The organism is Lyngbya sp. CCY1209, assembly GCF_035615495.1.
Taxonomy (GTDB): domain Bacteria; phylum Cyanobacteriota; class Cyanobacteriia; order Cyanobacteriales; family Microcoleaceae; genus Limnospira.
The window spans coordinates 1-23,597 of the sequence record NZ_JAJENU010000234.1; the positions used below are offsets into that span (position 1 = coordinate 1).

A 23,597-nucleotide genomic window follows, 5' to 3' on the forward strand; every position below is an offset into this window, starting at 1 on the left:
TTGGAATGGACTTCGCCGAGTTGCCGACAGGAAATCATTCAAATTTTAAAGACAGCATTTTTCCCTCTAATGACAGGGGGAATATCCCCCTAAATCCCCCTTTGTAAGGGGGACTTCACCCCAATTCTCCTGCTTACAAAGGGGGACTTTCCCTAATTATCCCCCCTTACAAAGGGGGGCTGGGGGGGATAAAACGACAATTTCGGCTGATCACCTGTATGCCACACCCCGCAAACCGTCAATCTATGATAAAATCCGCCTATCGTGGCAGTCCGGATATTGACGAGGACAAATAACTTCTCCGTGTCCTCTGTGCCTCTGTGGTGAAATCTTCCGACTGTCCCAACTCATTCCCGTCGTGCTATCAAATCGATCAATTATTTGACAACCTTGACTGAATCTCAAAAACTCGCCGTCAACCTCTCCGTTTTAATCCCCAAACCCACCGGAATATCGGTTTATGCAGAAAACATCCTCCCCCACCTGCATTCTCTAAATCCCCTATTGCTGTCGGGACATAAAATTCCCGGCTATCAATGCCATCAAATTCCCGACAACATGACCCCCGACGAAGGGACGAAGGGACATTTGAGACGGCTGCTGTGGACGCAGTTTAAATTACCTTCTCTCTATCAACAATTAAACGCCAGTTTGCTCTTTTCTCCCCTGCCGGAAGCGCCGCTCTATTCCCGCTGCCGGTCTGTCGTCATGGCACACGACTTAATCCCCCTGAAATTTCCCCGTCCCGGTTCGCGGCTGACCGCCTATTTTAAGACCTACGTTCCCGCCGTTTTCAGGCAAGCCGAACATATTATTTGCAATTCCCAATCGACGGCGGACAGCTTGACCGAAATGTTGGAAATTCCCGCCAAAAAAATAACGCCGATTTTGCTGGGATACGATCGCGATCGCTTTCAATTCCTCGACCTCCCCGCCGACAACTACTTCCTCTATCTCGGCAGGCACGATTCCTACAAAAATCTCCCCCGCCTGATCGACGCATTTGCCGCATTATCCGATAATAGCGATTATGAATTGTGGCTGGCGGGGCCGACTGACAACACCTACACGCCGCGATTGAAACAACAGGCAGAAACATTGGGATTGAGTCAACGAATTAAATTTCTCGATTACGTTTCTGCGACTGAATTACCCCAAGTCATCAATCGTGCGATAGCCCTCGTATTTCCCAGCCTTTGGGAGGGGTTCGGATTTCCCGTTTTGGAAGCGATGGCCTGCGGCACTCCCGTCATCACGTCCGACCTGTCCTCCCTCCCCGAAGTCGCCGGAGACGCGGCACTATTAATCAATCCCTATCACGTCGAAGAAATAACCGCAGCGATGAAAACCTTGGCGGACGATTCCCAAATGCGATCGCAACTTCGCCAGCGGGGACTCGCCAGGGCAACCCAATTTTCCTGGGAGAAAACCGGACGGGAAACCGCCGAGGTTTTGGAACGGTTTTTGTAAATCGGAAATCATCTAATCTAATAAAATTCGGAAAATGAACCACAGAGGCACAGAGGGACACAGAGAAATTAGCCCTTCCGCCTTTCTTCTCTATAACAACTGCCAGGACTCTCCGGACAGTCGCTCTCTAACCCGCCTGTCGCCTATTGCCTATTGCCTATTGCCTACAACAAAATGCGATATAATAAATGAGCCCTGTCGATCGCATCAATCCGAACCCCCAATGTCCGTGCTCCCAACCGAACTCAAACACCGCCTGTCCGCACCCCTGAAAATTGGCAATTTGGAAGTCAACAGCCGGGTGCTGCAATCTCCCCTGTCCGGCGTCACGGACTTGGTGTTCCGGCGCCTGGTGCGACGTTATGCCCCCACTTCGATGATGTACACCGAGATGGTTCACGCCTCCCAAATTCGCCACGTCCGGGAGTTGCCGATCATCATGGAAATCGATCCCGGCGAACGTCCCATCAGCATCCAACTGTTCGACTGCCGCCCGGATTTTTTGGCGGATGCGGCGCGGAAAGCGGTCGCGGAGGGGGCGGATACGGTGGATATTAATATGGGGTGTCCCGTCAATAAAATTACCAAAAATGGCGGGGGTTCTTCCCTGTTGCGACAGCCGGAAGTCGCCGCAGAAATCGTGCGATCGCTCGTCGAAGCGGTGGCGGTTCCAATCACTGTAAAAACCCGCATCGGCTGGGACGATGGCGAAATCAATATTTTGGACTTTTCCAGGCGGATGGAAGATGCCGGGGCGCAGATGATCACCATCCACGGACGCACCCGCGCCCAGGGTTACACCGGAAAAGCGAATTGGGAATGGATCGCCAAAGTTAAGGAAAGTTTGTCGATTCCCGTTATCGCCAACGGGGATATTATTTCCGTGGAGTCGGCGGTGAAATGTTTGCAAGAAACGGGAGCGGACGGGGTGATGTGTTCTCGCGGAACCCTCGGTTATCCGTTTTTGGTGGGAGAGATCGACCATTTCCTGAAAACGGGCTGCACCAAGGCACTGCCGACGGCGGCGGAGCGGCTGGAATGTGCGAAGGAGCATTTGCAAGCACTCTGGGTGTACAAAGGGCAGCGTGGAATTTATCAGTCCCGAAAACACATGACTTGGTATGCTAAAGGTTTCCCAGGAGCGAACGAACTGCGGGAACGGCTGGCCCGGGTCGAGACGGTGGAGGCGGGATGCGAGTTGCTCGACGGTGCGATCGCTCAGTTGCGGCAGCAAAACCGACCCGAACTCGATTCCCCACCCGTCAGACAACCCGCCTGAGAGTTGCCGCAGGACGGAAATTTGCAGCCAAGAGGGGGCAAGAAATGGACTCATTAAAAGGACGAGATTTGCTGAGTTTGGCCGACTTGAGTACGGCGGAATTGCACGGTATTTTATCCCTGGCAATTCAACTCAAATCGGGGATGCGGAAACTCCAGCGAAGGAAGGTTTTGGGGTTGATGTTTTCCAAGGCTTCGACCCGCACCCGCGTCAGTTTTTCCGTGGCGATGTATCAGTTGGGGGGGCAGGTGATCGACCTGAATCCCAGCGTCACCCAAGTGAGTCGCGGGGAACCATTGATTGATACAGCCCGCGTTTTGGGCCGCTATTTGGATGCGATCGCCATCCGAACTTTTGAACAAAAGGACTTGGAAACCTTCGCAAATTTTGCCGAAATTCCGGTTATAAATGCCCTCACTGATCGCGAACATCCCTGTCAGGTATTGGCGGATTTGATGACCGTTCAAGAGTGTTTCGGCCGCATGGCGGGATTGACCCTGACCTACTTCGGCGACGGAGCAAATAACATGGCTCATTCGCTGTTGTTGGGCTGTGCGATGGTGGGGATGAACGTCAGGATCGCCACCCCTTCCAAATATCCGCCGGACGCGGAAATTGTCGAACAGGCAAAGGCGATCGCATCCGGAAAAACGGAGGTGAGCGTCACCGATAATCCCCAGGAGGCGGCGAAGGATTGCAACGTCCTGTATACCGACGTCTGGGCGAGTATGGGACAGGAATCCGAGGCGGACGATCGCATCCCCGTTTTTATGCCTTTTCAAGTCAATGAAAAACTGGTCGGGGCGGCGGCGGACGACGCGATCGTTCTGCACTGCCTGCCCGCCCACCGGGACGAAGAAATCACCAACGGGGTGATCGAAGGCCCGCGATCGCGGGTTTGGGACCAGGCCGAAAACCGGATGCACGCCCAAAAAGCACTGTTGGCCAGTTTATTAACCGACGACTGAACCGACAAAAAAGGGGGAAACAATTAACAATTAATAATTAACAATTAATAATTAATAATTGTTGATTTTGCGTTCCCCCAAATTTTTATGGCGACGGGCGATCGCGCGTTTGCAGTTGGGTGAGGGTGCGGTTTCTTTTCCCTACACCCTACACCCTACACCCTACACCCTACACCCTACTTTTTCCCTTTCCGGCCGGCGGTGGTGTCGATCGCTTCCAATTCGGAGAGGCGGAACGTCACCAATTTGTCCCAATTTCCCCCTTCAAATAAAACCGCAGCTTTGCCGTCGGCGACCCGCTGCACCTGTCCCTGAAATTCATAATAGGTATCGCCGGGATTGACCACCCGCACTGCTGAACCTGGCAAAATCATCGCTGTTTTTCCCTTGATCTAAATTTTGATATCTCCAAGTTTATAGCGTTTCTAACGCTCGGTGAGGTACGAAATTGAAGGTTCGAGGGGACGGGCAATGAGGACTGTTTTTTTCCCCTTCCCCACACCCTACACCCTACACCCTACACCCTACACCCTCAGTTTCTCGGGCTCGCCGCAGCGAACCCCCAGGCACTTAAGCCAGCGCCGCCACGGACACCCGCGCCGCGATCTGTTGGGCGATCGCTTTGAGTTCCTTGGCTGAAACCGACTCAGGATCGGAAACCACGATCGGAACCCCGGCGTCGCCGCCTTCCCGGACGGGCATTTCCATCGGGATCGCCCCCAACAGGGGAATTCCCAACTCATCGGCGGTTTTCTGTCCCCCCCCGGAACCAAAAATATCGTATTTGCGATCGGGCAGATCCGGCGGGATAAAATAGCTCATATTTTCCACGATGCCCAAAATCGAGACACCCAACTGCTCGAACATTTTCAACCCCTTGCGGGAGTCGAGCAGGGACACCTCCTGCGGCGTGGTGACGATCACCGCCCCGGACATCGGGACCGCCTGGGCGAGGGTCAACTGGGCGTCCCCGGTTCCCGGCGGCATATCGACGATCAGGTAATCCAATTCTCCCCAGTCCACCTGGTAGAGAAACTGGCGGATGATCCCATTCAACATCGGGCCACGCCAAATCACGGGTTGATCGCGATCGATCAGAAACGCCATCGACACCAACTTGACGCCGTGGTTGAACGCCGGTTCCAAGCGATCGCCCTGGGGCGTCTGCTGGACCATCACCTGGGCGTCCGCCAAACCCAGCATAGTCGGGTCGTTGGGTCCGTAGATATCCGCGTCGATCAACCCCACCTTGGCGCCACTCTGGGCCAGGGAAACCGCCACGTTGACGGCGACGGTGCTTTTCCCCACCCCGCCTTTACCGCTGGAGATGGCGAAAATATTCCGCACCCCTTCGATCCCCTGGCGATCGGGTAACGATTTCTGCTGGGGCGTTTCCGCCGTCACCTCCACTTCCACCGTCTCCACGCCGGGAAGCTGCTTGACAGCCTTCTGGCAATCTTCCACGATGAACTCCCGCAGGGGACAGGCCGGGGTGGTCAGGACCAGGGTGAAGCGGACGTCCCCCCCGTCAATTTCCACGTTCCGGATCATGTTCAATTCCACCAAACTCTTTTGCAGTTCGGGGTCTTGAACCGGCTTTAAAACTTCGAGTACGGACCGGGCATCTAGCTGATCTGACATAATTTTTGCGTGTCGGGCTATCTGATGGGAGCAATTCGGACGATTAAAGACGATTAAAACCGAAAATTTTAACGACTAGATCTAGAGTATCGTCTGTTTCCCACCTTGCACGACCGCTCTTTGATAAGAAATACCAATCTTACTCCCAAGATTTGATTATTGAAAAGCGGAGGAGGCAAGGTGGGAAGAATCTAAAATCAGGGCGCAAGCCTTGCGCCCCTACAATCTCAAATTCCCTACCCCCTACACCCTACCCCCTACACCCTCTCTTGTTAAGTTATGTGGACTTCCAATACAGACAACTTGACGCGATCGTCCCAATACCGGGAAGATTAAATCGTTTGGCTGGATTCGCGCTCGTTGGCAGCCAGACAGACGAGATTTAGAGGTTCATGCGTTTATGACAGTTTCCCCAGTTTCCGAGACCGCTTCGCCCCAAGCCCCTCCCCCGGCCGATTCCCGCGATCGCGTCAGCGCGTGGATGAAAGACATTCAGGACGAGATCTGTGCCGGGTTGGAACAACTCGACGGTGCCCAAACCTTTATGGAAGATGCCTGGGAACGTCCCGAGGGGGGCGGGGGCCGTTCTCGGGTGATCCGGGACGGCAACGTATTTGAACAGGGGGGGGTCAACTTTTCCGAAGTGTGGGGCAAACAGTTGCCGCCCTCGATTTTGGCCCAGCGTCCGGAGGCGGAAGGGCACGGATTTTATGCCACGGGGACTTCGATGGTGCTCCACCCCCGCAACCCCTACGTCCCCACGGTTCACCTGAATTACCGCTATTTTGAAGCCGGCCCGGTGTGGTGGTTCGGCGGCGGCGCCGATCTGACGCCCTACTATCCTTTCCCGGAAGATGCGGCGCACTTCCACCAGACCCTCAAAGCCGCCTGCGATCGCCACCATTCCGAATATTACCCCGTGTTCAAGCGCTGGTGCGACGAGTATTTTTATCTGAAACACCGGGACGAAGCCCGGGGAATCGGCGGGATTTTCTTCGACTACCAGGGGGGAGAGGGCAAACTCTACCGGGGACCCCACAGCGAAAGTGAAGCGGCGGTTTACAGCGATCGCATCGGCGCCCCGGAACCCCGAGATTGGGAACAGCTATTCGCGTTCGCCCAAGAGTGCGGCAAATCCTTCCTCCCCTCCTACGTCCCCATCGTCGAACGCCGCAACTCGACGGAATACGGCGATCGCGAACGGAATTTCCAACTCTATCGCCGGGGCAGATATGTAGAATTTAACCTGGTCTACGATCGCGGCACCATTTTTGGCCTGCAAACCAAAGGCCGCACCGAATCGATTCTCATGTCTCTGCCTCCTTTGGTAAGATGGGAGTACGGTTATCAACCGGAACCGGGTACGCCGGAAGCCGAACTGTACGAGACGTTCTTGAAACCCCAGGATTGGGCAAACTGGACTGCTCCCGAACACCGGGTCTGAGTTAAACTTACAGTCAAAGAAGCAACCATCGCACGATCAAGAATTTCAGAGGGGACGGTCAGTGATTCATATCGATCAAAAGGAACATACGACCCAGGATGGCACGAAAGTCATCGTATTAGCCCCGACAGGGCGCTTGGATATCACCACGGCTTGGCAATTTCGCCTGAAGCTGCAAGAGTGCATATCCAAACTCAGCCGCCATGTGGTGGTGAATTTGGGTCAGGTGAACTTTATCGACAGTTCCGGCTTGACTTCCTTGGTCGCGGGAATGCGAGATGCTGATAAAGTCAAGGGGAGCTTCCGCATCTGCAACGTTCACCCGGAAGCCAAACTCGTGTTTGAAGTCACGATGATGGATTCGGTGTTCGAGATTTTTGAGACGGAAGAAGAAGCCCTCGACGGCGGCGTTCGGGCGAGTTGAGGGAAAACCCCTCGTGAAATTTCAAGGTTGGAAATCGGCCGGGAGTTCAGCACTGAAGTCCCGGTTCTTGATGAATTGGTACGGTCCCAACAGGGCGCCCCAGGTTGCTTGTCCCGTTTCGGGGTCGATGCCGCGATCGAAGCTGAGAAATTGCTCTGGGGTGGCTTCAAATCCCAGATCGACCCGGTAGGTTTGATTTTTGTAGGTGAAACGGCACTGCGATCGCGCGGCCGTGCGGAAGCGGTAGGCGTCCCCCTCCAGTCGCTCCCAGGTGACATCGAGGGCGCAGGTGGGCAATAATTCCAATTGGTCGGGGGTGAGGGTTTTGAGGCGATCGCGATCGCGCCCCGCCCCCAAAATCCCGTCAAAATCCTCGGGCATATAATACTGCACCCGCAAGGTTTCAGGATTCTCCCCGGGGTCGAATAGATGCAAGATGCGGGGCCGATAGGTGCGATTTTCGCCGTTCACCAGACTCGCCTGTTCCGCAAAGAAACCGATCCCCCCGGCAAATAAAGGCGCGGGAATCGGCCGCTGCCACAATTTCAGGTGGACGTACCAAGCCGGATCGGCGATCGCCTGTTCCCGATTTTCAAATTCCCCCGCCATGTAGGTGGCTAAGGCTATCAGTGGTTGAAACATAATTTTTGGGTGTGCTCGGTGGGGTGTGCTCGGTGGGGTGTGGGGTGTGGGGAGAATTAGGGTGTAGGGTGTAGGGTGTAGGGTGTAGGGAATAGGCAACAGGCAACAGGCAACAGGCAATAGGAAGCGAAGCTTTTCTGCCTCCTCGGCCTCCTCTGCTTACCGAAGCTTACCGAAGCTTACCGAAGCTTCCTCGGCTTACCGAAGCTTACCGAAGCTTACCGAAGCTTACCGAAGCTTACCGAAGCTTGACCGTTGCCTCCTCTGCCCCTGTGCCCCTCCCCTTGACTTGGCAAACTTACCTTGTCAGGGGACAATAATATATTAAGTCCCTCTTAAGATTGACTTGTGAACAACATCCGCACTGTTTCAGATACCAAGCGAGCGTTTTACAACATTCACACTCGCCCCATCAACTCGATCTACCGTCGCGTGGTCGAGGAATTGATGGTGGAGATGCACCTGTTGGCGGTCAATGTCGATTTCCAATACGATCCCATCTATGCCCTCGGTGTCGTTACGGCATTCGATCGCTTCATGCAGGGGTACAAGCCGGAAGCCGACGTCGGGTCCATTTACACGGCTTTGATCGGGTCGCAAGAGAGCGATCCCCAGCAATATCGGGCGGATGCCAGAGAAGTCGAAGCGATCGCCGCGGCCGAGTCCGTCAACAATTTGCAGGAGCGGGCCAAAGCCGCCCGGGATAACGCCGGGGGCGATCGCCTGCAGCAGACCTTCCACGCCGTCGCCACCCATCCCAAGTTCAAATATTCCCGGCTGTTCGCCATCGGTTTGTATACCCTGGTGGAAAAAAGCGAACCGGAGCAAGTCGCCGACAAAGAAGGGTTGGAAACGGTACTCGGCCATCTGAGCGAGGGGTTGAACCTGCCCAAAGACAAGCTGATCAAAGATCTCGACCTGTACCGCAGCAACCTGGAAAAAGTCGCCCAGGCGCGGATCGCGATGGACGAGTTGACCCAGGCCGAACGCAAGAAGCGGGAACAGCGCCAAAAAGAAGCGGCAGGCTCGGCTCCGGGCGACGAATCCCCGAACGAGTCTGCGGAAGAAGCCGTTTCCGACTCTTAAACCGGAACACGGGAAGGCGGGAACTCGGCGATCGCGGCCCCCTTTCCGGCTCCGGAACCGAGAACCCGCCACTGTTTCCATCTAATTGGGCGTACTCGGTTCGCTCTCGTCGTCGGGTTCGTAATCCGCGGCGTAGGCTTTGAGCAAAATATTCATCTGTTCCAACAGAGGCGTATCGGAGATCTGACCTAAAACCGTCTGGTTTTGTGCAGCCCGGTCTAAATTGCGGGCAATCGCCTCCTTGACCTGGCTCGCAATCAGGCTTTGCAGTTCTTCCTTGGCCCGCGATCGCTGGTACTGGGCGCCCTCCTCCGTCGTCGCGTAGAGGGGCGGCAGCCGGTTGAGGGCGTAGGCGGCGATATCCCCCACATCCAAAGATTGGTCGCCGTCCTTGTCAATCTCAACCGCCTGGGAGATCGCCTCGCTGAGAACCAATTCTTCCATCACGTTGATAAACTGTTTGCGGGGCAATACCACCACTTCCCCGGTCAGCAGCGCACCCATCAGGCGATCGAGAGCCATGTACTCCTCGATCGACAACTCCGAGGCCGTATTGCAGATTCGCCCCACCTCCGCCTCCATCGACGGCGTCAGATAACCATCCTGCAACGCTTGATCGACAATTTTTTCAATGCTCATAAGCTTCCTAGCTGATCGCAACATCAGTTTTATCACAAAATTGGGTCTAAAGCCTCATCCCTTCCGGACGACAAGGGCAACTCGATCACCGCCACAATTGGCTATCCGAACCCAACCAACAACCCTTCAGACTTTGATAACAGTTCTCTCACGAAATGACCGAGCAAAATGCCCCAAAACGAAGACTTGCTCAAACTCCGTGGAATGGGAAAGACTCGGTGGGCCCGGCAATTCCACGACAATTTCTTTCAATTGACGGCGATCGACTCTTGAGATGTCGCTGAATCTTTGTCTATGGTACTACGTTTGTCGGGCGTTAAAAGTATCTTTCAGGGAAGGACAATTGGCAAATCCTCCGCCATCCGTCCTCCCCGCCCCTCGATCAAATTCGGTCGCTCTCAATAATCAATTCGCCCTCACCCATCTCAATCGACACCCTCGTAGCGCCACGGCACCGGATCGACCGCCTGAGAGTGGACGTACAGGCCCCAGTGCAGGTGCGGCCCAGTGGAAGCCCCGGACGACCCCACCCCGCCGATGATCTGGCCAGCCCGCACCATCTCCCCCTCCCGGACGTCGATCCGGTTCAGGTGAATAAAAATGCTGGTGACACCCTGGCCGTGGTCGATGCCCACGGTGTTGCCGTGGATTTCAAACCCCTCCGACTCCCGCCCCACCAACGCCACCCGGCCCGCGGCCGGGGCGACGACCGGGGAACCGGTTCCCGCCGCATAATCCACGCCCCGATGGTAATAATTTTCGGCAAACTCGCCGTTATAATAGCGCCGGACACCGTAAATCGTGCTGACGTAACCGGAACTCGGACGCTCAAACGGCCCGTTCCAATACTTTTCGGGGGTGACGATCGCTTTAAATTCCGCCACGCGATCGAACTCCAGATCCGTCCCCGTCAGACTTTCCTTGTCCGGGGGTAGCCAGATAGACTGGGTGGGGAAGGAGCGATCGCGCAGTTGGACATTTACCGTACTCTGTCGGCTACCGTCGCTAATTTGCAGGGATTTCGGCCCTGGCGCGTCCAGTGGTGTCGTGGGAAGTAACGCCCGATAGCGCCCGTTTCCCATCGGGAACATGGGGTAATTTTTGCCCGCCATCGTCACCGTCGGTTCCCCACTCGCGCCGTTCGCCACCACCGAAATCGTATCCCCCAACTGGGGAGAAGTGGGCGACACCTGCACCTGAAAGGCTGCGGCGGGTTTCGCCAATAAAATCAGGGCGAGGGTGGCGAGTGCCAAACAGAAACCGCCCGTCAGGCGTCGCAGTCCCCGACTGCGTTTCCGGGTGCCGGGTAAAGCGTACTCTTGCAATTGGATCATCAACCTGCCAGCTAACTCGAATCGTGGATATCCGGTTTATTGTATCCAATCAGATTGTATTTGGGGTGACATCGGAAACTTCGCCGCCGGGGCGCGGGGGACGGGGAGAGGAATTGGAGGGGCTGCGATCGGATTTAAACGGGTTGAATTGGCGGTCAAAGAATGAGTATAAACGACAACGATGACGAATTTTCAAGGATTATCGGAGATTCAAAAAATCAAATATAAAGAAATTTCCGGCTGCGAGTATCAAGGTTCCGAATTGAAAGGTTGTTTCTGGACAATGCGGCCCCACGATGAGGATTGGGACTTGTCTCCCTGGCGTTTTTCGTTTGAATTTCAACCCGAAACGGGGTATCTATTCTGCAAATTGAGCCATCGCATGACCAGCAGTTGTACGTAGGGCTGGGATTTTGAAGGCAACAAACTCGATCGCCCTCTCGTCGAATCCGTATTTCCCTCTCTTATTAAACCTTGTCGTGCCGCGCCCGGTCTTCCAAAATCGGGAGTAGATATAGCGCGGCGCACCGGCGCAGTTACATATCCTTTATCGATGTGAGACTCGTCAACATTATGCCGACTCCTTACTTCCGACTCCCTAATACCGACTCCCTAATACCGACTCCCACACCCGGCGCGATCGCGTCATACTAAATATCTGAAGTGCAACCGTCATCCTCAAACACCCGTGCAAGAAGATTTCCGACTCATCATCGATCTGGTATTAGTCCTCGCCGCCGCCACGGGAGGGGGACTGCTGGCATCCCTACTGCGACAACCCGCACTCCTGGGTTATTTGATCGGCGGGATGGTGGTGGGACCGGCCGGACTCGGACTAATCAAAGAAGTGATTCAAGTAGAAACCCTGGCTCAATTTGGGGTCGCCTTTTTGCTGTTCGCCTTAGGGGTGGAATTTTCCCTCGGGGAACTCAAAAAAGTCCAAAATATCAGTTTGGGAGGCGGGGGCCTGCAAATCGTCCTCACCGTCGCCGTCACCGCGATCGCATCCCTCGTCATGGGGTGGGTGACATCCCCCGTCCAGGGAATCTTTCTGGGGGCGATTTTGTCCCTATCCTCCACCGCCGTCGTCCTCAAATGCCTGATGGAGCGCAACGAGGCCAGCACCCAACACGGCCAGATCATGCTGGGGATTTTGGTCGTGCAGGATCTCGCCCTGGGGCTGATGTTGGCCGTGCTCCCCGCCCTCGACTCCCCCGCCGAAGCGATCGGGCTGGCCGTCGGGCGATCGCTCCTGTTCATCGCCCTATTTGCCCTGGGAGCGGTCGGATTTGGGTTGTGGGTGATCCCTCCCCTGCTGCGGTTTCTCGCCCGTACAGAGAGCCGTGAGCTGTTTCTCCTGGGCGTTGTCACCCTCTGTCTGGGCATCGCTTTGTTGACGGAACGCCTGGGATTTTCCATCGAAATGGGCGCCTTCGTCGCGGGCCTAATGATCTCCGAGGTAGAATACGCCGACCAAACCCTAACTTATGTCGAACCCCTGCGGGACATCTTCGCCACCCTGTTTTTCGTCTCCGTGGGGATGCTCATCGACCCGGTATTTCTGTGGCAGCATTTGGAATTAATTTTGGGGTTGGTGTTTTTGGTCGTCGTCGGCAAATCCGCGATCGTCATCCCCATCGTCCGAGCCTTCGGCTATCCCCTGAAAACCTCCATCATCGTCGGGTTGGGACTGGCCCAGATCGGCGAATTTTCCTTCGTGTTGGCCAGCGCCGGCCAGGTGTTGGGACTGGTCGCCCGCCCCGTCTATCTGCTGATTTTGGGAACCACAGCCGTGACGCTGGTGATCGCGCCCTTCGTGTTGCAGTTGGTGCCGAAATTGCTGGATTGGATGGAGACGGTGCCGCGGCTGGCGAAATTCCTCGAACAGAGTTCCTTTCCCATCGAGGCATCCGAGGACTTGCCCTGGCAAGACCACATCATCGTCTGCGGGTACGGTCGCATGGGGCGAATTTTGGTGCAACTGTTGCGGGGCCACGGCTATCCGGTGCTGGCGATCGACCAGTCTGAGGCGGCGATCCAAGAATTGCGAAATGCCCAGATCCCCTATCTGTACGGCAACGCGGCCAGCCTGCACGTTTTGGAAACCGCCCGGGTCGATCGCGCCCGGGCGATGGCGATCGCACTTCCAGACCCCATGACGACCCGCCTCTGTCTGAAACGGGCCCTGGAGTTTTCCCCCGATCTGGACATCACCGCCATCGCCTACCGCGATCGCGATCTGGAATTGCTTTACCAACTCGGCGCCCGGGAAGTGGTTCAACCGGACTTCGAGGCCAGTTTGGAATTATCGTCACACTTGCTATTCGGCATGGGACTACCCAACCTGCAAATTCAGCAGGAAATGCAACAGATCCGCGACAGCCACTATCAAACCCTGCGCCCCCAAACCTCACTCTCCGAAACCACCCGCAACCTGCAAGATGTCGTCCAGGACCTCAACAGCCACTGGTATTCCCTCCCCAAGGGATCTCCCCTCACCGGAATGACGATCGAAGAAACCAACCTGCGGCGCCTGTCCGGGGTCGCCCTCATGGCGATCCGGCGGGCCGATGGGGAACAACTCGACTATCCCGATCCCCAGACCCCCTTGAAACCGGACGATAAATTGCTGGTGGTGGGGGAACCGGCGGAAATGGCGACCCTGGATCAACTGGCGCGGGGGGAAGTGGCGATTCCGGCGGAAAGCATCTCCTGTCAGTGGATACAGGTGCCCGAACACAGTCCGGCGGTGTCGAAACCGTTGGCCGATGTCGATCTGCTCAACCGCTATAACATTCAAGTTCAAGCCATCCGCCGGGACGGAAAATTTATCCGCTGGCCCGATCGCGGTACGGAGATCCAGGCCGCTGATCGCCTATTGATGTGCGGGGGATTTCACGATATTAACCAGGCCCGACGGGAGCTCATCCCCGCCCAGCCATCGAAGCCTGGGAAACCCAAGGAAAAAGAAGCGGAACGTCCCACCCCATCCTCGCCCCCGGAAAGCCAGCCGGAAGCGGTTTAGGATCAGCCTTTGGGCCGGATGTAGGCGATCGCGTCGAACCGAACCAAAATGGGCGTTCCGTCCCCCCCCTGGAGGCAGAGGCAGTTCTGATCCAGCCACAGGATCTGTCCGTCCAATGAATCCCCCGTCAGCACTTTGATCTCGACGGCGGATTTTTCTTGGATGTAGGTTTGCAGCTTGCGAATGCTGGGCAAACCGGTGTTGAACTCAGGCATAATCGATCGGGTAATGTGAAATATCATCAATCATACGATCGCCCCAGATGTCCTCCCGTTCCCTCGGTCGGGCAGTGGGTCGGGGAGTTGATGAGATACAATCTCCTGTCGCGGGGGATGGCAATCGAATGGAAACAAAATTATGACAATCGAGTTTACAAAGTATCACGGTTTGGGAAACGATTTTATCCTGATCGACAACCGCCACCGGACCGAGCCGCTCATCACGCCGGAACAGGCCGTACAGATGTGCGATCGCAATTTCGGCATCGGGGCCGACGGGGTGATTTTCGCCCTCCCCACTTCGGCGGGGGGGGACTACAGGATGCGGATCTTCAACTCCGACGGGTCCGAACCCCAAATGTGCGGCAACGGCATCCGCTGTCTGGCGAAATTTGTCGCCGAGTTGGAGGGGAAAGCCGGAGAAGCGATCGCCTACCGCATCGACACCCCCGCCGGGGCGATCACCCCGCAACTGTTGCCGGACGGTCAGGTTAAGGTAGATATGGGACCGCCGCACCTGTCGGCCGCAGAAATTCCCACGACCCTGGCCGGAGAGAATGATAAGGTGGTGAATGTAGTGCTCGACGTGGCGGGGCGATCCTGGGATGTCACCTGCGTCAGCATGGGAAATCCCCACTGCATCACCTTCGTGGAGGATGTGGCGACCGTCCCCCTGGCCGAAATCGGGCCGCTGTTTGAACGCCATCCCGCTTTTCCCGAACGGACCAATACGGAATTTATCCAGGTGGTGCGATCGGACTATCTGAAAATGCGGGTTTGGGAACGGGGAGCCGGGGCGACCTTGGCTTGCGGAACCGGTGCCTGCGCGTCCGTGGTGGCGGGAGTTTTGACCGGACACTGCGATCGCCGCGCCACGGTGGAACTGCCGGGGGGATGTCTGGCGATCGAATGGTCCGCCGAAGACGGACGGCTCTATATGACCGGGCCAGCCCGAGAGGTTTTTACCGGCCGACTGACCGGACCGGGTGCCGAGGATAACTAACATCAATTCAAGGATATTTCTATGGGTGGAGGCATTTATCTCGTTCAGGATGACGATCGACTCGTGGAGATGATGGAACAGGCCTACGACTCCGAAGATCAGCTTCAGGAGTTGCTCGAAGCTTATCCGAACTTGCTCGCCGGGGATGAGATCGATCGCGCCACGCCGCGGCGGTGGCTGCTGATTTCTCGGGATGCGATTGTTCCCCCCGAAGAGGAAGGCGGTGGCCGCTGGTCCCTCGACCACCTGTTCATCGACCAGGATGCCATCCCCACCTTGGTGGAAATTCGCCGCACCCGCAACGCCGAAGTCCGCCAAAAGGCGATCGGCCTGATGCTCGACTACGCCGCCAACGTCAGCCTCTACTGGCCGATCGAATCCACCATCGCCCAGTTTGAAGCCAACTGCCGGGAACAAGGCCGGGACCCGGAACAGGTTTTTGAAGAATTTCTCGGGCCCAACGCCAGCGAAGAACGCTTCTGGCAAAAGGTGAAAACCAATTTGCAAGCCGGAAAAATTCGCCTGATCTTTGTCGCCGACGAGATTTCTCCCCCCCTGCGGCGGGTGGTCGAATTTCTCAACGAACAGACCGACCCCGGGGAAGTTTGGGCCGTGGAAATTAAGCAATATGTCAGCCAGGACGGATTGCGAACCCTGGTCCCCCGGGTGATCGGCCAGACGGCTGAGGCCCAGCAGAAAAAGTCCAGCGCCACCGGAGAACGGCGGCGCTGGGACGAAGATTCCTTTTTCGACGAATTGCGAATCCGGCGGGGCGGCGACGAGGCGGAACTCGCCCACAAAATTCACGCCTGGGCGAAACATCAACAGCCGGAAGTTGAGATTCAATGGGGAACCGGAGATATCTACGGCGGCTTTTCGGCTTGTTTGCACCAAAAAGGCAAGAAACCCCACAAATTATTCAGCGTCGATATTTCCGGACGCTTGGAAATTTCCTCCAACAAATACGCCTCCCAATCGCCCTTCGACCATGAAGAAAAGTGGTCGGAACTCCGCAGTCAATTCAGTTCCATCGGCCTATCTCTGCCCGTGGAACCGACGGAATATCGGGCGCTGACGTTGCGATTGTCTACCCTGCAAGATGACCTCGCCCTCCAGCAGGTTTTGGAAACCTTTGATTGGGTGGTTAAGGAAATTAAAACAGCCTGAAATTCTTTTTTTCTCTTCCCTATCCCCGACATTTCCATGACTATCTACTTTTACACCAGCCAGGGTTCCCACGGTTGTTTCTCTAATTTTTCCTTCCACGGGTTTGAATTGTGCGATCGCTGGTGGCCGACGGTGGAACATTATTTTCAAGCCCAAAAGTTCGCCGGAACCCACCACGAGGACTTGATTCAACGGGTGAAAACCCCCAAAGATGCCGCCCGACTGGGACGCGATCGCAAACGCCCCCTGCGCGGCGACTGGAACCGGGTCAAAGATGAAATCATGCGGCGGGGGGTGCTGAAAAAGTTTGCAACCCACGCCGACATCCGGGAGATTTTGCTCTCGACTTTGGATGAAGAATTGGTGGAGAATTCCCCCGTGGATTATTACTGGGGCTGCGGTGCGGACGGCAGCGGTTTCAACAAAATGGGGCGGATTTTGATGTCGGTGCGATCGCAACTCTGCGACACAGTTTGATCGTTCGATAAATGTCGAACCTTCAGTTCTCAACGATGGCGCCACCGGCTCGGGTCGTTACCAGTTATAATCCCATCGACAACACTCAACTTTCCGCCACATCGATGGCAGATATTTTGTGGTTCATTATCAGAATTTGATAGGAATGGGGTTGTGAGCGCTGACTTACAATAAATAGAATGGGTCCCCATTCAGAACGCTGTTATCATGATTAATTCGCCCTCACAATTCGATCAGAACGTCCGAGCTGCAATTTTACTCAATCCCGTCCATGTTTCTCCCCAAACCCCCCTGGCGGAAGCCCTCCCCCTCATGAATGGTATCATAGGATGTCCGATCGCGGACAAAATTCACAAGTCCCGGGATGCGGAACCCACAGAATTGGCAAGTCAAAGTCAGACGGATTTCCATCAAATGGCCGGCTGTATTTTGATCGTCGAAGCGGGACAACTGCAGGGAATTCTCACGGAACGAGATATCGTGCGCCTATCCCTCGGCGAGATGAACTTGGAAAAAACGGCGATCGGGGCGGTGATGACCACCCCCGTTTTCAGTCTGCGGGAAGAGGAAGTGACCGATCTATTTGTCGTTTATAACCTGATGCGACGACACCAGATCCGCCACCTTTTACGGCATCGTCGAAATTCTCCAGCTTCAGGTGTGCCACCTGATCGAAAGTCGGGATGGGTTGTTGGAATCCCGAAATTTCGATTTAGAAAAAGCCTTCGATCGCCACGAGTTTCGCCTGGTGTATCAACCCCAATTGCAGTTGGACGGCGGCAGAATTTCCGGGGTGGAAGCTTTACTTCGCTGGGATTCTCCGGAACATGGGGTAGTCGCCCCAGCCGAGTTTATCCCCTGGGCCGAAAAAACCCATTTTATTATCAAACTCGGCTATTGGATTTTGGAAACGGCCTGCCGCCAAGTCAAGCAATGGCAAAAGAGTCTGACGGGTGATTTGGCGGTGGCGGTGAACGTGTCCGGCAAACAATTAACCGATCCCAATTTTGTCGATCGCACCGTGGATATCCTCAAGCGGACGGGTTTTTCCCCCCAACTTTTGAAGTTGGAATTGACGGAAAGCGTGTTGGTGGATAACCTCAGCGTTGCCGCCGAACAGTTCAAGCGGTTGCAAGCCGAACAGATCCAAATTGCGATCGACGACTTCGGGACGGGTTACGCTTCCCTATCTTACCTGCAATATTTTTCCTTTGATATTTTAAAAATCGACCGATCTTTTATTGCGGGTATCGACCAAAATTCCAAAAATCAGGCGATCGTCGCCTCGATTTTGCGTCTGGCTCAACAGTTGAATTTTCAGATCATTGCGGAAGGTGTAGAAACGGCGGCAGAACGAGAATTTTTGGCAGAAAAAGAATGTCACTGCATTCAGGGTTACGGGTTTTGTCCTCCCCTGGAGGTAGCCGAGTTGCCCCTCTTTATCGAACGACATTGCCGGGGCTAAATTTCCGCCACCGCCGGGGGAGAAAACAGGGAAATGGGAGGGCGAGCGCGACTTCGCGAATTCGTTTAAATCAAAACATCAAACCTGGGAAACGCGGATCGCCCTGACATTCCGATCGCACAGAAACCTCGGTTTCAGCAAGACTTTAAACAGCAGCCACAGTGATCGCAACTCCCCCGGACTTTCCAAGTCTTTCCACTGTCCGGGACGGCAAAATAACATCTCCACCAATTTTCGATGTTGGGCAACTGTCACCCCCTCAAATGCCACGCGAAGAGTCGGAAATTCACCGGAACAGTTGTAATGGGCGATCGCCCCTTTCAGGGACAGTTTTTCATCCAAAATTGTCAGATTTACGGCTATCTGCGATATCGGATAAAATGTCGATTTTTCGCATTTTTTCATCAGGCGATCGCTGTCCATAAACCCGCCCAAATTTTGGGTTAAAGCCACTTCCATGCCCACCTCTGACATCGAATTTGTTACCCCCCAAATGGGCGTTTCTTGTCCGTCAATTTTGAGTTTTACGACCCGACGCAATGCCAACCATTCGTAACCGTCGGGTTTTGGAATGTCGATCAAAATCAACAACGTGACCGCCAGAATAATGAGATTGTAAACACTCCAGATCAATCCCAATCTCACCCCGGGAAATGCGTCCAAATTCGCCACAGTTGACCACCGCTGCCAGTTCACAAATAGGCTGATTAAGGTGGCAAAAAATAGCATAATTATCGGCAATCCCAATTTCCAAGAAAATTGCAAATCGTCTTTTTGCGTCCCTTTCTTGGTGACTTTAAATCCCCCATCGAAGGGGTTAAGCATGACTTTGACGATCTCGAACGCCAGCGGAAAACACGGGAAAAAGGCGTATATTTCGGACAAAAAAGCCGAGCGCGATCGCCGGTTTAGCCAAGAAAATGTGAGGAGAGAAACACAATAATAAGGGATAAAAAAGTACAGCAATTCCCGGCCGTCGGTGCGGAGTGGTACGACTCCCAAAAACGCATAAGCCAAAGGCATCAATATCAAAAAAACCCGGGAAATGCTCGTAAACCAATACAGCAGCCCTTCCAAATGCCCTAACCGCTGCCTGAAAGTCAAACCCGGGATGGTGAGGGGATTAGAATCGATAAAAAATGCTTGCAAAGTTCCCCGCGCCCACCGCGTCCGTTGAGTCAGGTGTTCGGCGATCGTTTCCGCCGCCAATCCCGCGCTCAATTTCTCATTTAAATAGACCATTTTGTAGCCCACCGCAGACAGACGAATGCCGGTGAAGTAATCTTCGCTGATGGATTCGGTAACGAAACCGCCGACCCGTTCCAAAGCGGTGCGTCTGACCACAAAAGAGGTTCCGGCGCAGAGGAGACTCCCCGCCCCATCTTTGAAGGGCTGAATTTGTCGGTAGAAGACTTCTTCTTCCGGGGGGATGATATTTTCCAACCCCAAATTTCGGGCGATCGGGTCGGGGTTGTAAAAACTTTGGGGGGTTTGAACCAAAGCCATTTTTTCATCTTGAAAAAAGCCGACGGTGCGGTTTAAGAAATTTTTGGTCGGGATAAAATCGGCATCGAAAACGGCGACCAATTCGCCCTCGGTGAATTCCAGGGCATGGTTGAGATTGCCGGCTTTGGCGGCGAAATTATCGGGGCGGGTCAGGTAATGACATCCCAATTCTTCAGCCAACTGTTTCACTTCCGGCCGGCGGGTGTCGTCCAAAAGGTAGACGGTTTTGTGGGGGTAGTCCAGCGCCTGACATCCGATGACCGTGCGGCGGAGAATGAATGAGGGTTCGTCGTAGGTGGGGATCAAAATATCGACGGTGGGCAAAAATTGGCCGGCGAGAACGTCCCTTTCCAGGCGGTCGGCTTCGGCGTTCCGTTCCGGCGTTTTGAGTAACAGATAGAGTTGAATGCTGCCGATGACCAAAATGTAGATTTCCACCCATAGTAAACCGAGGCTGAAGATGCCGTTGAGGGGATCGCCGACGTTGAGGGTGGAAACCGATCGCCACAGCAGATATCGGATCGTCAACGCCAGCAAAATTCCGACAACGATCGCCCGCGATACCGGCGTCGGTTTCGGGCAAATTTTCGTCACTGTAAAGGCGATCGCGGCCAGTATAATGGTCGGCATCCACAGATATTTTTGGGGCAGATCCGGCAATTCCAGCCAGAAAGGCGACTGTTGCTGCGCCCGGTGGACTTGAGAGAAAAAGTGCGCGATCGCCCCGGACCCGGAGAACCACCCGAGGGCGATCGCAATCAAACACGCGATCGCGCCCAAAATCACCAGCGTGGCTGTTTGGGGACGTTTAATTTTGCTCAAAAAAGGCGGTTTGAGCAATTGATTGGCAAACCCTGATCTCATGACATCACTCCAACATAAATTTGATCGGCGAAGGGAGAGAAAGTCGCTCTCTTCCAAAGTGGCTTTGCGAACCGGCCCCAATTGGGTTACATTATTCGACACTTTCCCAAAAAATGCGAGGTCAAGCCCTTCTACGGCAGGCAACAGGCAACGGGAAGACCAATCGTTCGCAGTCGGGGTTTCCGAATCGATCCGGGTCCCGAGGGTGCTCGCGGGTGCTATATAGCGCTGTGCGAGCCGTGTAATGACAGGCCGGACGGGTGAGAATTGTCAATCCCGACTCCCTACGACCGACTCCCGACTCCCGTTTCTATCACTCAACTGGCCGTCTCTGAATTTTCTGCGAGGGCGGTCTGAAATGTGCCTGAGAATTCGTGTTCCATCAAAAAACAGGACAAACGATGAATGCCTGTCCTGTGCTTTGAATCCCAACCATTGGGGGTCGGCGATGCCTCAATTATTCTTCTGGCTCTCAGCCTGAGTTTTCCATTTCGCGATCGCCGTCTGAGCCGGTTGGTAGGCCGGAGTCCCCTCCGGGATCAACAGCGCCGCCTGAACAGCCGTGTCGAACTGTTTGTTATTCGCCCGGGACTGGGCCAGCTTCCAAATTTCGCCGCTCCACCGAGCGATCGCCTCCTGAGCCTCCCCGTAACCCGGTTCCCCCGGTTGAATTTCGGACACCGCGCTGATGGCCTTGCTGTAGGTCGAAGCCTGCCCCGCCTTAATTTGAGAGCGGGCCGCCGCGATTTTCTCCCGGTTCCCCTGCAACTGCTGCACCTGTCGGTCCCACTTCTGAATTTGCAGTTGAGCCTCCTCGTAAATGGGGCGGTTGATTTCCGGAACCAAGCGGGCCGCCGCCACAGCCTCCTCCACATTGCCCGTCGCGGCCCGCCCCTCGGCGATATCCAAAATCATCCGACTCCAGCGCTCGATCGCCAACTGCGCCTCCGGGTAGGCCGGATCGTCCTTCGGGATGCCATCGGCCCGGGCGATCGCCTGACTCAGACTCGACGCGGACGTATTTTGCAGGAGGACTTGGGCCGGCCGCAGGGTCTCCATCGAACCGGCCGCCGGTTCCTCCGGAGTCTCGGGGGGAGCCGGCGAGGAGGCGACCGTCTCTTCGGGAGTCCCGTCCGCCGTCGGTTCGGAAGTTTCCGTCTCCCGCTCTTCGGACAACTCGGCGGGGGGGAGGGGGAGTGTCGCCGTCGGTTGGGAACCCACGAAAATCGAGCGGTTCGTGAAAAAGACGCCCAATAACAGCAACAGTGCCGTCACGCCACTCCAGAGAATCAGTTGTTGAAAAAATGATCGATCCGACATAATTTCTTCCGTAGGCTGTTGGTCTGTCGGCGAATGGTCTCGCCCTGCATCCGATTGGCTGCCGTCAGTTTTTCCCCGACCCGGCGGCGGGGCGGCCGGCTTCGCCGGCTCCGGCGCTTCCGAGCCATCAACCGCTTGCGGCGGCGGGGAAAGTTTCAGATCCGAAACCGCACCCGGAGGGATGCCATTTTGTTTGGGTGCGAACTCCAGACCGGCTCTCGAATTGCCGTCCGCAGCCAGAGCCGCGGCCGCCTTCGCCCGTTCCGGCCGCAGTTGCAACTCGCCGAATTCGGCCGACGCCCCGACAAAGACCGGATTTTGTGGCGGCCGCAGGTGCTGGTCTGTCAGTTCCGGGAGGCGATCGCCCAAAAATGACTTCAGATCCGCCAACGTTTGGCACCGCCCCGATTTGAGTCCTTCCAGGAGCGCCGCCGTAAAAAAGCCCTGGCGCAGGGACGACGTTTCTCGGGACACCTGGTCGGGGCGGCAGGAGAGTACCGCCGGAATGCCCATTGCTTCCGACAGGGCCACCGTCTCCGTGCCGACGGGATCGCCGGCCCGGACGCCCGGGCTGCGGTTGACATCCAACAGTAGGAGGCGGTGGCGGGCCGGCGCCCGGAGCAGCAACTCGAACAGCGATCGCACCGGAATTCCCGTCTCTTCCACCTTCAGGCCGTTGCCGTCGATGGGGAGCAGGTAATCTTGCCCCTCGTGGTGGAGGCCGTAACCGCTGAAAAAACAGCAGAGCGTATCTTCCGGCCGCAGGTGTTCCAGACAGATGCTCTCGAACCAGTCCAAAATATTTTCTCGGTTGGGATAGGTGGGCATCTCCGACTTTTCCGGCGAAGTATCCGTCATCAGCAGGCAGTTGTCCGCCGTGAAACCCGCCTCTTCAACCCAGAATTTATAAACCGCTTCCGCGTCCCTTTGGGCGTAACTCAAAGGTTGCAGGAATTGATATTGATTAATTCCGATCGCAATACAAGCGTGATGTTTCATAAATTTTTTTCTTTGGAAGCCCGCCCCCCCTCTCGAAGGTGGGGGTCGGGAGGACAAAGCGTCAATTGCGGTGTGGAATCCGAGACTCCCCGGACATCCGGGTGGAACCTGCCCAAACGATAGCACATTCATTCTCCCCTCAAAAGCCCTTCGGACAGACCGTCGGCCAGCGGTTTTCGGGGCGCGATCGCGGCGCCCGATTGCCCCGAAGGGCGAAATTGTAAAGAAATTGAGATGTATCCGCCCCCGTAAATCGAGTTAAATTAGAAACAGGGGTGTGTCGGTGGGGCGAGTGCGAACCGCACGGGGAAGCCCGGGGGAATCAACGTTCGGATGCCAAATACTGCGGCGATCTTTCAGGTGGAAACCCGCCCGGATTCCATCAAATGTCGGCGGGCGTGGATTTCGCCCGACTTTCGGTCCTCCGGCGACGGACACCGGACTTAGACCCCTCGGCGATCGCCCGCAATTGTCGATTTTTCCCCTCGTCCAGCCGGAGTTTCCCAGACAAAAACCCGCCACCCCCAGGCGTCCCCACCGGTCAACCCCAAGGGCGACGATCGCACCCGGATGTGAACGGAGTCGAGCTTCCCCCGCTCCCCGACCGGATGCCGACGGCGTCATCG

At 55.6% G+C, this 23,597-nt stretch carries 20 protein-coding genes; 12 read left to right on the plus strand and 8 right to left on the minus strand.

Features of this window, described 5'->3' with window-relative positions; translation table 11 throughout:
- Window positions 1-390: 390 nt before the first annotated feature.
- The 3 genes from LKE08_RS05535 to argF all read left to right on the plus strand — a co-directional run bounded on the left by LKE08_RS05535 (window position 391) and on the right by argF (window position 3,717).
- Window positions 391-1,470 (plus strand): glycosyltransferase family 1 protein, encoded by a 1,080-nt coding sequence (locus LKE08_RS05535; protein WP_324703202.1) that lies wholly within the window; start codon window positions 391-393, stop codon window positions 1,468-1,470.
- A 223-nt stretch (window positions 1,471-1,693) separates the two neighbouring features.
- Window positions 1,694-2,749, plus strand: coding sequence for a tRNA dihydrouridine synthase DusB (gene dusB, locus LKE08_RS05540; protein ID WP_324703203.1), 1,056 nt, complete (start codon window positions 1,694-1,696; stop codon window positions 2,747-2,749).
- A gap of 44 nt (window positions 2,750-2,793) precedes the next feature.
- The gene (gene argF, locus LKE08_RS05545) at window positions 2,794-3,717 is read left to right on the plus strand and encodes an ornithine carbamoyltransferase (protein WP_324703204.1); all 924 of its coding nucleotides are present in this window, start codon (window positions 2,794-2,796) and stop codon (window positions 3,715-3,717) included.
- A gap of 176 nt (window positions 3,718-3,893) precedes the next feature.
- Here the strand turns inward: argF and LKE08_RS05550 are convergent, their stop codons facing one another.
- The gene (locus tag LKE08_RS05550; RefSeq protein ID WP_324703205.1) at window positions 3,894-4,091 is read right to left on the minus strand and encodes an NAD(P)H dehydrogenase subunit NdhS; all 198 of its coding nucleotides are present in this window, start codon (window positions 4,089-4,091) and stop codon (window positions 3,894-3,896) included.
- 196 nt (window positions 4,092-4,287) lie between these two features.
- Complete coding sequence (locus LKE08_RS05555; protein ID WP_324703206.1) at window positions 4,288-5,358, minus strand: Mrp/NBP35 family ATP-binding protein; 1,071 nt, start codon at window positions 5,356-5,358, stop codon at window positions 4,288-4,290.
- 400 nt (window positions 5,359-5,758) lie between these two features.
- On the opposite strand from LKE08_RS05555, the gene hemF reads away from it, so the two are divergent.
- Both hemF and LKE08_RS05565 read left to right on the plus strand, forming a co-directional pair.
- Window positions 5,759-6,802, plus strand: a complete 1,044-nt coding sequence (gene hemF, locus LKE08_RS05560) for an oxygen-dependent coproporphyrinogen oxidase (RefSeq protein WP_324703207.1) — start codon at window positions 5,759-5,761, stop codon at window positions 6,800-6,802.
- A 61-nt stretch (window positions 6,803-6,863) separates the two neighbouring features.
- Window positions 6,864-7,226 (plus strand): STAS domain-containing protein, encoded by a 363-nt coding sequence (locus tag LKE08_RS05565; RefSeq protein ID WP_324703208.1) that lies wholly within the window; start codon window positions 6,864-6,866, stop codon window positions 7,224-7,226.
- A gap of 21 nt (window positions 7,227-7,247) precedes the next feature.
- Here the strand turns inward: LKE08_RS05565 and LKE08_RS05570 are convergent, their stop codons facing one another.
- Window positions 7,248-7,868: a chromophore lyase CpcT/CpeT gene (locus tag LKE08_RS05570; protein WP_324703209.1), complete on the minus strand. Its 621-nt coding sequence runs from the start codon at window positions 7,866-7,868 to the stop codon at window positions 7,248-7,250.
- A 348-nt stretch (window positions 7,869-8,216) separates the two neighbouring features.
- On the opposite strand from LKE08_RS05570, the gene psb29 reads away from it, so the two are divergent.
- Complete coding sequence (gene psb29, locus LKE08_RS05575; RefSeq protein WP_324703210.1) at window positions 8,217-8,954, plus strand: photosystem II biogenesis protein Psp29; 738 nt, start codon at window positions 8,217-8,219, stop codon at window positions 8,952-8,954.
- A gap of 81 nt (window positions 8,955-9,035) precedes the next feature.
- Here the strand turns inward: psb29 and LKE08_RS05580 are convergent, their stop codons facing one another.
- The gene (locus tag LKE08_RS05580; protein WP_324703211.1) at window positions 9,036-9,593 is read right to left on the minus strand and encodes a late competence development ComFB family protein; all 558 of its coding nucleotides are present in this window, start codon (window positions 9,591-9,593) and stop codon (window positions 9,036-9,038) included.
- A gap of 425 nt (window positions 9,594-10,018) precedes the next feature.
- A complete protein-coding gene (locus LKE08_RS05585; protein WP_324703212.1) occupies window positions 10,019-10,927 on the minus strand; it encodes a M23 family metallopeptidase in 909 nt (302 codons plus the stop codon).
- Between the two features lie 181 nt (window positions 10,928-11,108).
- On the opposite strand from LKE08_RS05585, the gene LKE08_RS05590 reads away from it, so the two are divergent.
- A complete protein-coding gene (locus LKE08_RS05590; RefSeq protein ID WP_324703213.1) occupies window positions 11,109-11,330 on the plus strand; it encodes a hypothetical protein in 222 nt (73 codons plus the stop codon).
- A 285-nt stretch (window positions 11,331-11,615) separates the two neighbouring features.
- On the plus strand, window positions 11,616-13,952 hold the full coding sequence (locus LKE08_RS05595) for a cation:proton antiporter (RefSeq protein WP_324703214.1): 2,337 nt from the start codon (window positions 11,616-11,618) through the stop codon (window positions 13,950-13,952).
- Between the two features lie 2 nt (window positions 13,953-13,954).
- On the opposite strand, the gene LKE08_RS05600 is transcribed toward LKE08_RS05595, so the two are convergent.
- A complete protein-coding gene (locus LKE08_RS05600; protein WP_324703215.1) occupies window positions 13,955-14,167 on the minus strand; it encodes an RNA-binding protein hfq in 213 nt (70 codons plus the stop codon).
- Between the two features lie 142 nt (window positions 14,168-14,309).
- Here LKE08_RS05600 and dapF point away from each other — a divergent pair, with 142 nt between their 5' ends.
- The 4 genes from dapF to LKE08_RS05620 all read left to right on the plus strand — a co-directional run bounded on the left by dapF (window position 14,310) and on the right by LKE08_RS05620 (window position 18,282).
- The gene (gene dapF / locus LKE08_RS05605; RefSeq protein ID WP_324703216.1) at window positions 14,310-15,173 is read left to right on the plus strand and encodes a diaminopimelate epimerase; all 864 of its coding nucleotides are present in this window, start codon (window positions 14,310-14,312) and stop codon (window positions 15,171-15,173) included.
- 21 nt (window positions 15,174-15,194) lie between these two features.
- Window positions 15,195-16,340, plus strand: coding sequence for a hypothetical protein (locus LKE08_RS05610; RefSeq protein ID WP_324703217.1), 1,146 nt, complete (start codon window positions 15,195-15,197; stop codon window positions 16,338-16,340).
- A 36-nt stretch (window positions 16,341-16,376) separates the two neighbouring features.
- A complete protein-coding gene (locus tag LKE08_RS05615) occupies window positions 16,377-16,817 on the plus strand; it encodes an NADAR family protein (protein WP_324703218.1) in 441 nt (146 codons plus the stop codon).
- Between the two features lie 658 nt (window positions 16,818-17,475).
- Complete coding sequence (locus LKE08_RS05620; protein ID WP_324703219.1) at window positions 17,476-18,282, plus strand: EAL domain-containing protein; 807 nt, start codon at window positions 17,476-17,478, stop codon at window positions 18,280-18,282.
- Between the two features lie 78 nt (window positions 18,283-18,360).
- On the opposite strand, the gene LKE08_RS05625 is transcribed toward LKE08_RS05620, so the two are convergent.
- On the minus strand, window positions 18,361-20,652 hold the full coding sequence (locus LKE08_RS05625) for a glycosyltransferase (protein ID WP_324703220.1): 2,292 nt from the start codon (window positions 20,650-20,652) through the stop codon (window positions 18,361-18,363).
- A 453-nt stretch (window positions 20,653-21,105) separates the two neighbouring features.
- The gene (locus LKE08_RS05630; protein ID WP_324703221.1) at window positions 21,106-22,971 is read right to left on the minus strand and encodes a peptidase C14; all 1,866 of its coding nucleotides are present in this window, start codon (window positions 22,969-22,971) and stop codon (window positions 21,106-21,108) included.
- Window positions 22,972-23,597 lie beyond the last annotated feature (626 nt).

Coding starts and splice junctions, on each gene's coding strand:
- dusB (WP_324703203.1), top strand. CDS start 1,694: ATGTCCGTGCTCCCAACCGAACTCAAACACCGCCTGTCCGCACCCCTG.
- argF (WP_324703204.1), top strand. CDS start 2,794: ATGGACTCATTAAAAGGACGAGATTTGCTGAGTTTGGCCGACTTGAGT.
- LKE08_RS05550 (WP_324703205.1), bottom strand. CDS start 4,091: ATGATTTTGCCAGGTTCAGCAGTGCGGGTGGTCAATCCCGGCGATACC.
- LKE08_RS05555 (WP_324703206.1), bottom strand. CDS start 5,358: ATGTCAGATCAGCTAGATGCCCGGTCCGTACTCGAAGTTTTAAAGCCG.
- hemF (WP_324703207.1), top strand. CDS start 5,759: ATGACAGTTTCCCCAGTTTCCGAGACCGCTTCGCCCCAAGCCCCTCCC.
- LKE08_RS05570 (WP_324703209.1), bottom strand. CDS start 7,868: ATGTTTCAACCACTGATAGCCTTAGCCACCTACATGGCGGGGGAATTT.
- LKE08_RS05580 (WP_324703211.1), bottom strand. CDS start 9,593: ATGAGCATTGAAAAAATTGTCGATCAAGCGTTGCAGGATGGTTATCTG.
- LKE08_RS05585 (WP_324703212.1), bottom strand. CDS start 10,927: ATGATCCAATTGCAAGAGTACGCTTTACCCGGCACCCGGAAACGCAGT.
- LKE08_RS05590 (WP_324703213.1), top strand. CDS start 11,109: ATGACGAATTTTCAAGGATTATCGGAGATTCAAAAAATCAAATATAAA.
- LKE08_RS05600 (WP_324703215.1), bottom strand. CDS start 14,167: ATGCCTGAGTTCAACACCGGTTTGCCCAGCATTCGCAAGCTGCAAACC.
- dapF (WP_324703216.1), top strand. CDS start 14,310: ATGACAATCGAGTTTACAAAGTATCACGGTTTGGGAAACGATTTTATC.
- LKE08_RS05610 (WP_324703217.1), top strand. CDS start 15,195: ATGGGTGGAGGCATTTATCTCGTTCAGGATGACGATCGACTCGTGGAG.
- LKE08_RS05615 (WP_324703218.1), top strand. CDS start 16,377: ATGACTATCTACTTTTACACCAGCCAGGGTTCCCACGGTTGTTTCTCT.
- LKE08_RS05625 (WP_324703220.1), bottom strand. CDS start 20,652: ATGAGATCAGGGTTTGCCAATCAATTGCTCAAACCGCCTTTTTTGAGC.
- LKE08_RS05630 (WP_324703221.1), bottom strand. CDS start 22,971: ATGAAACATCACGCTTGTATTGCGATCGGAATTAATCAATATCAATTC.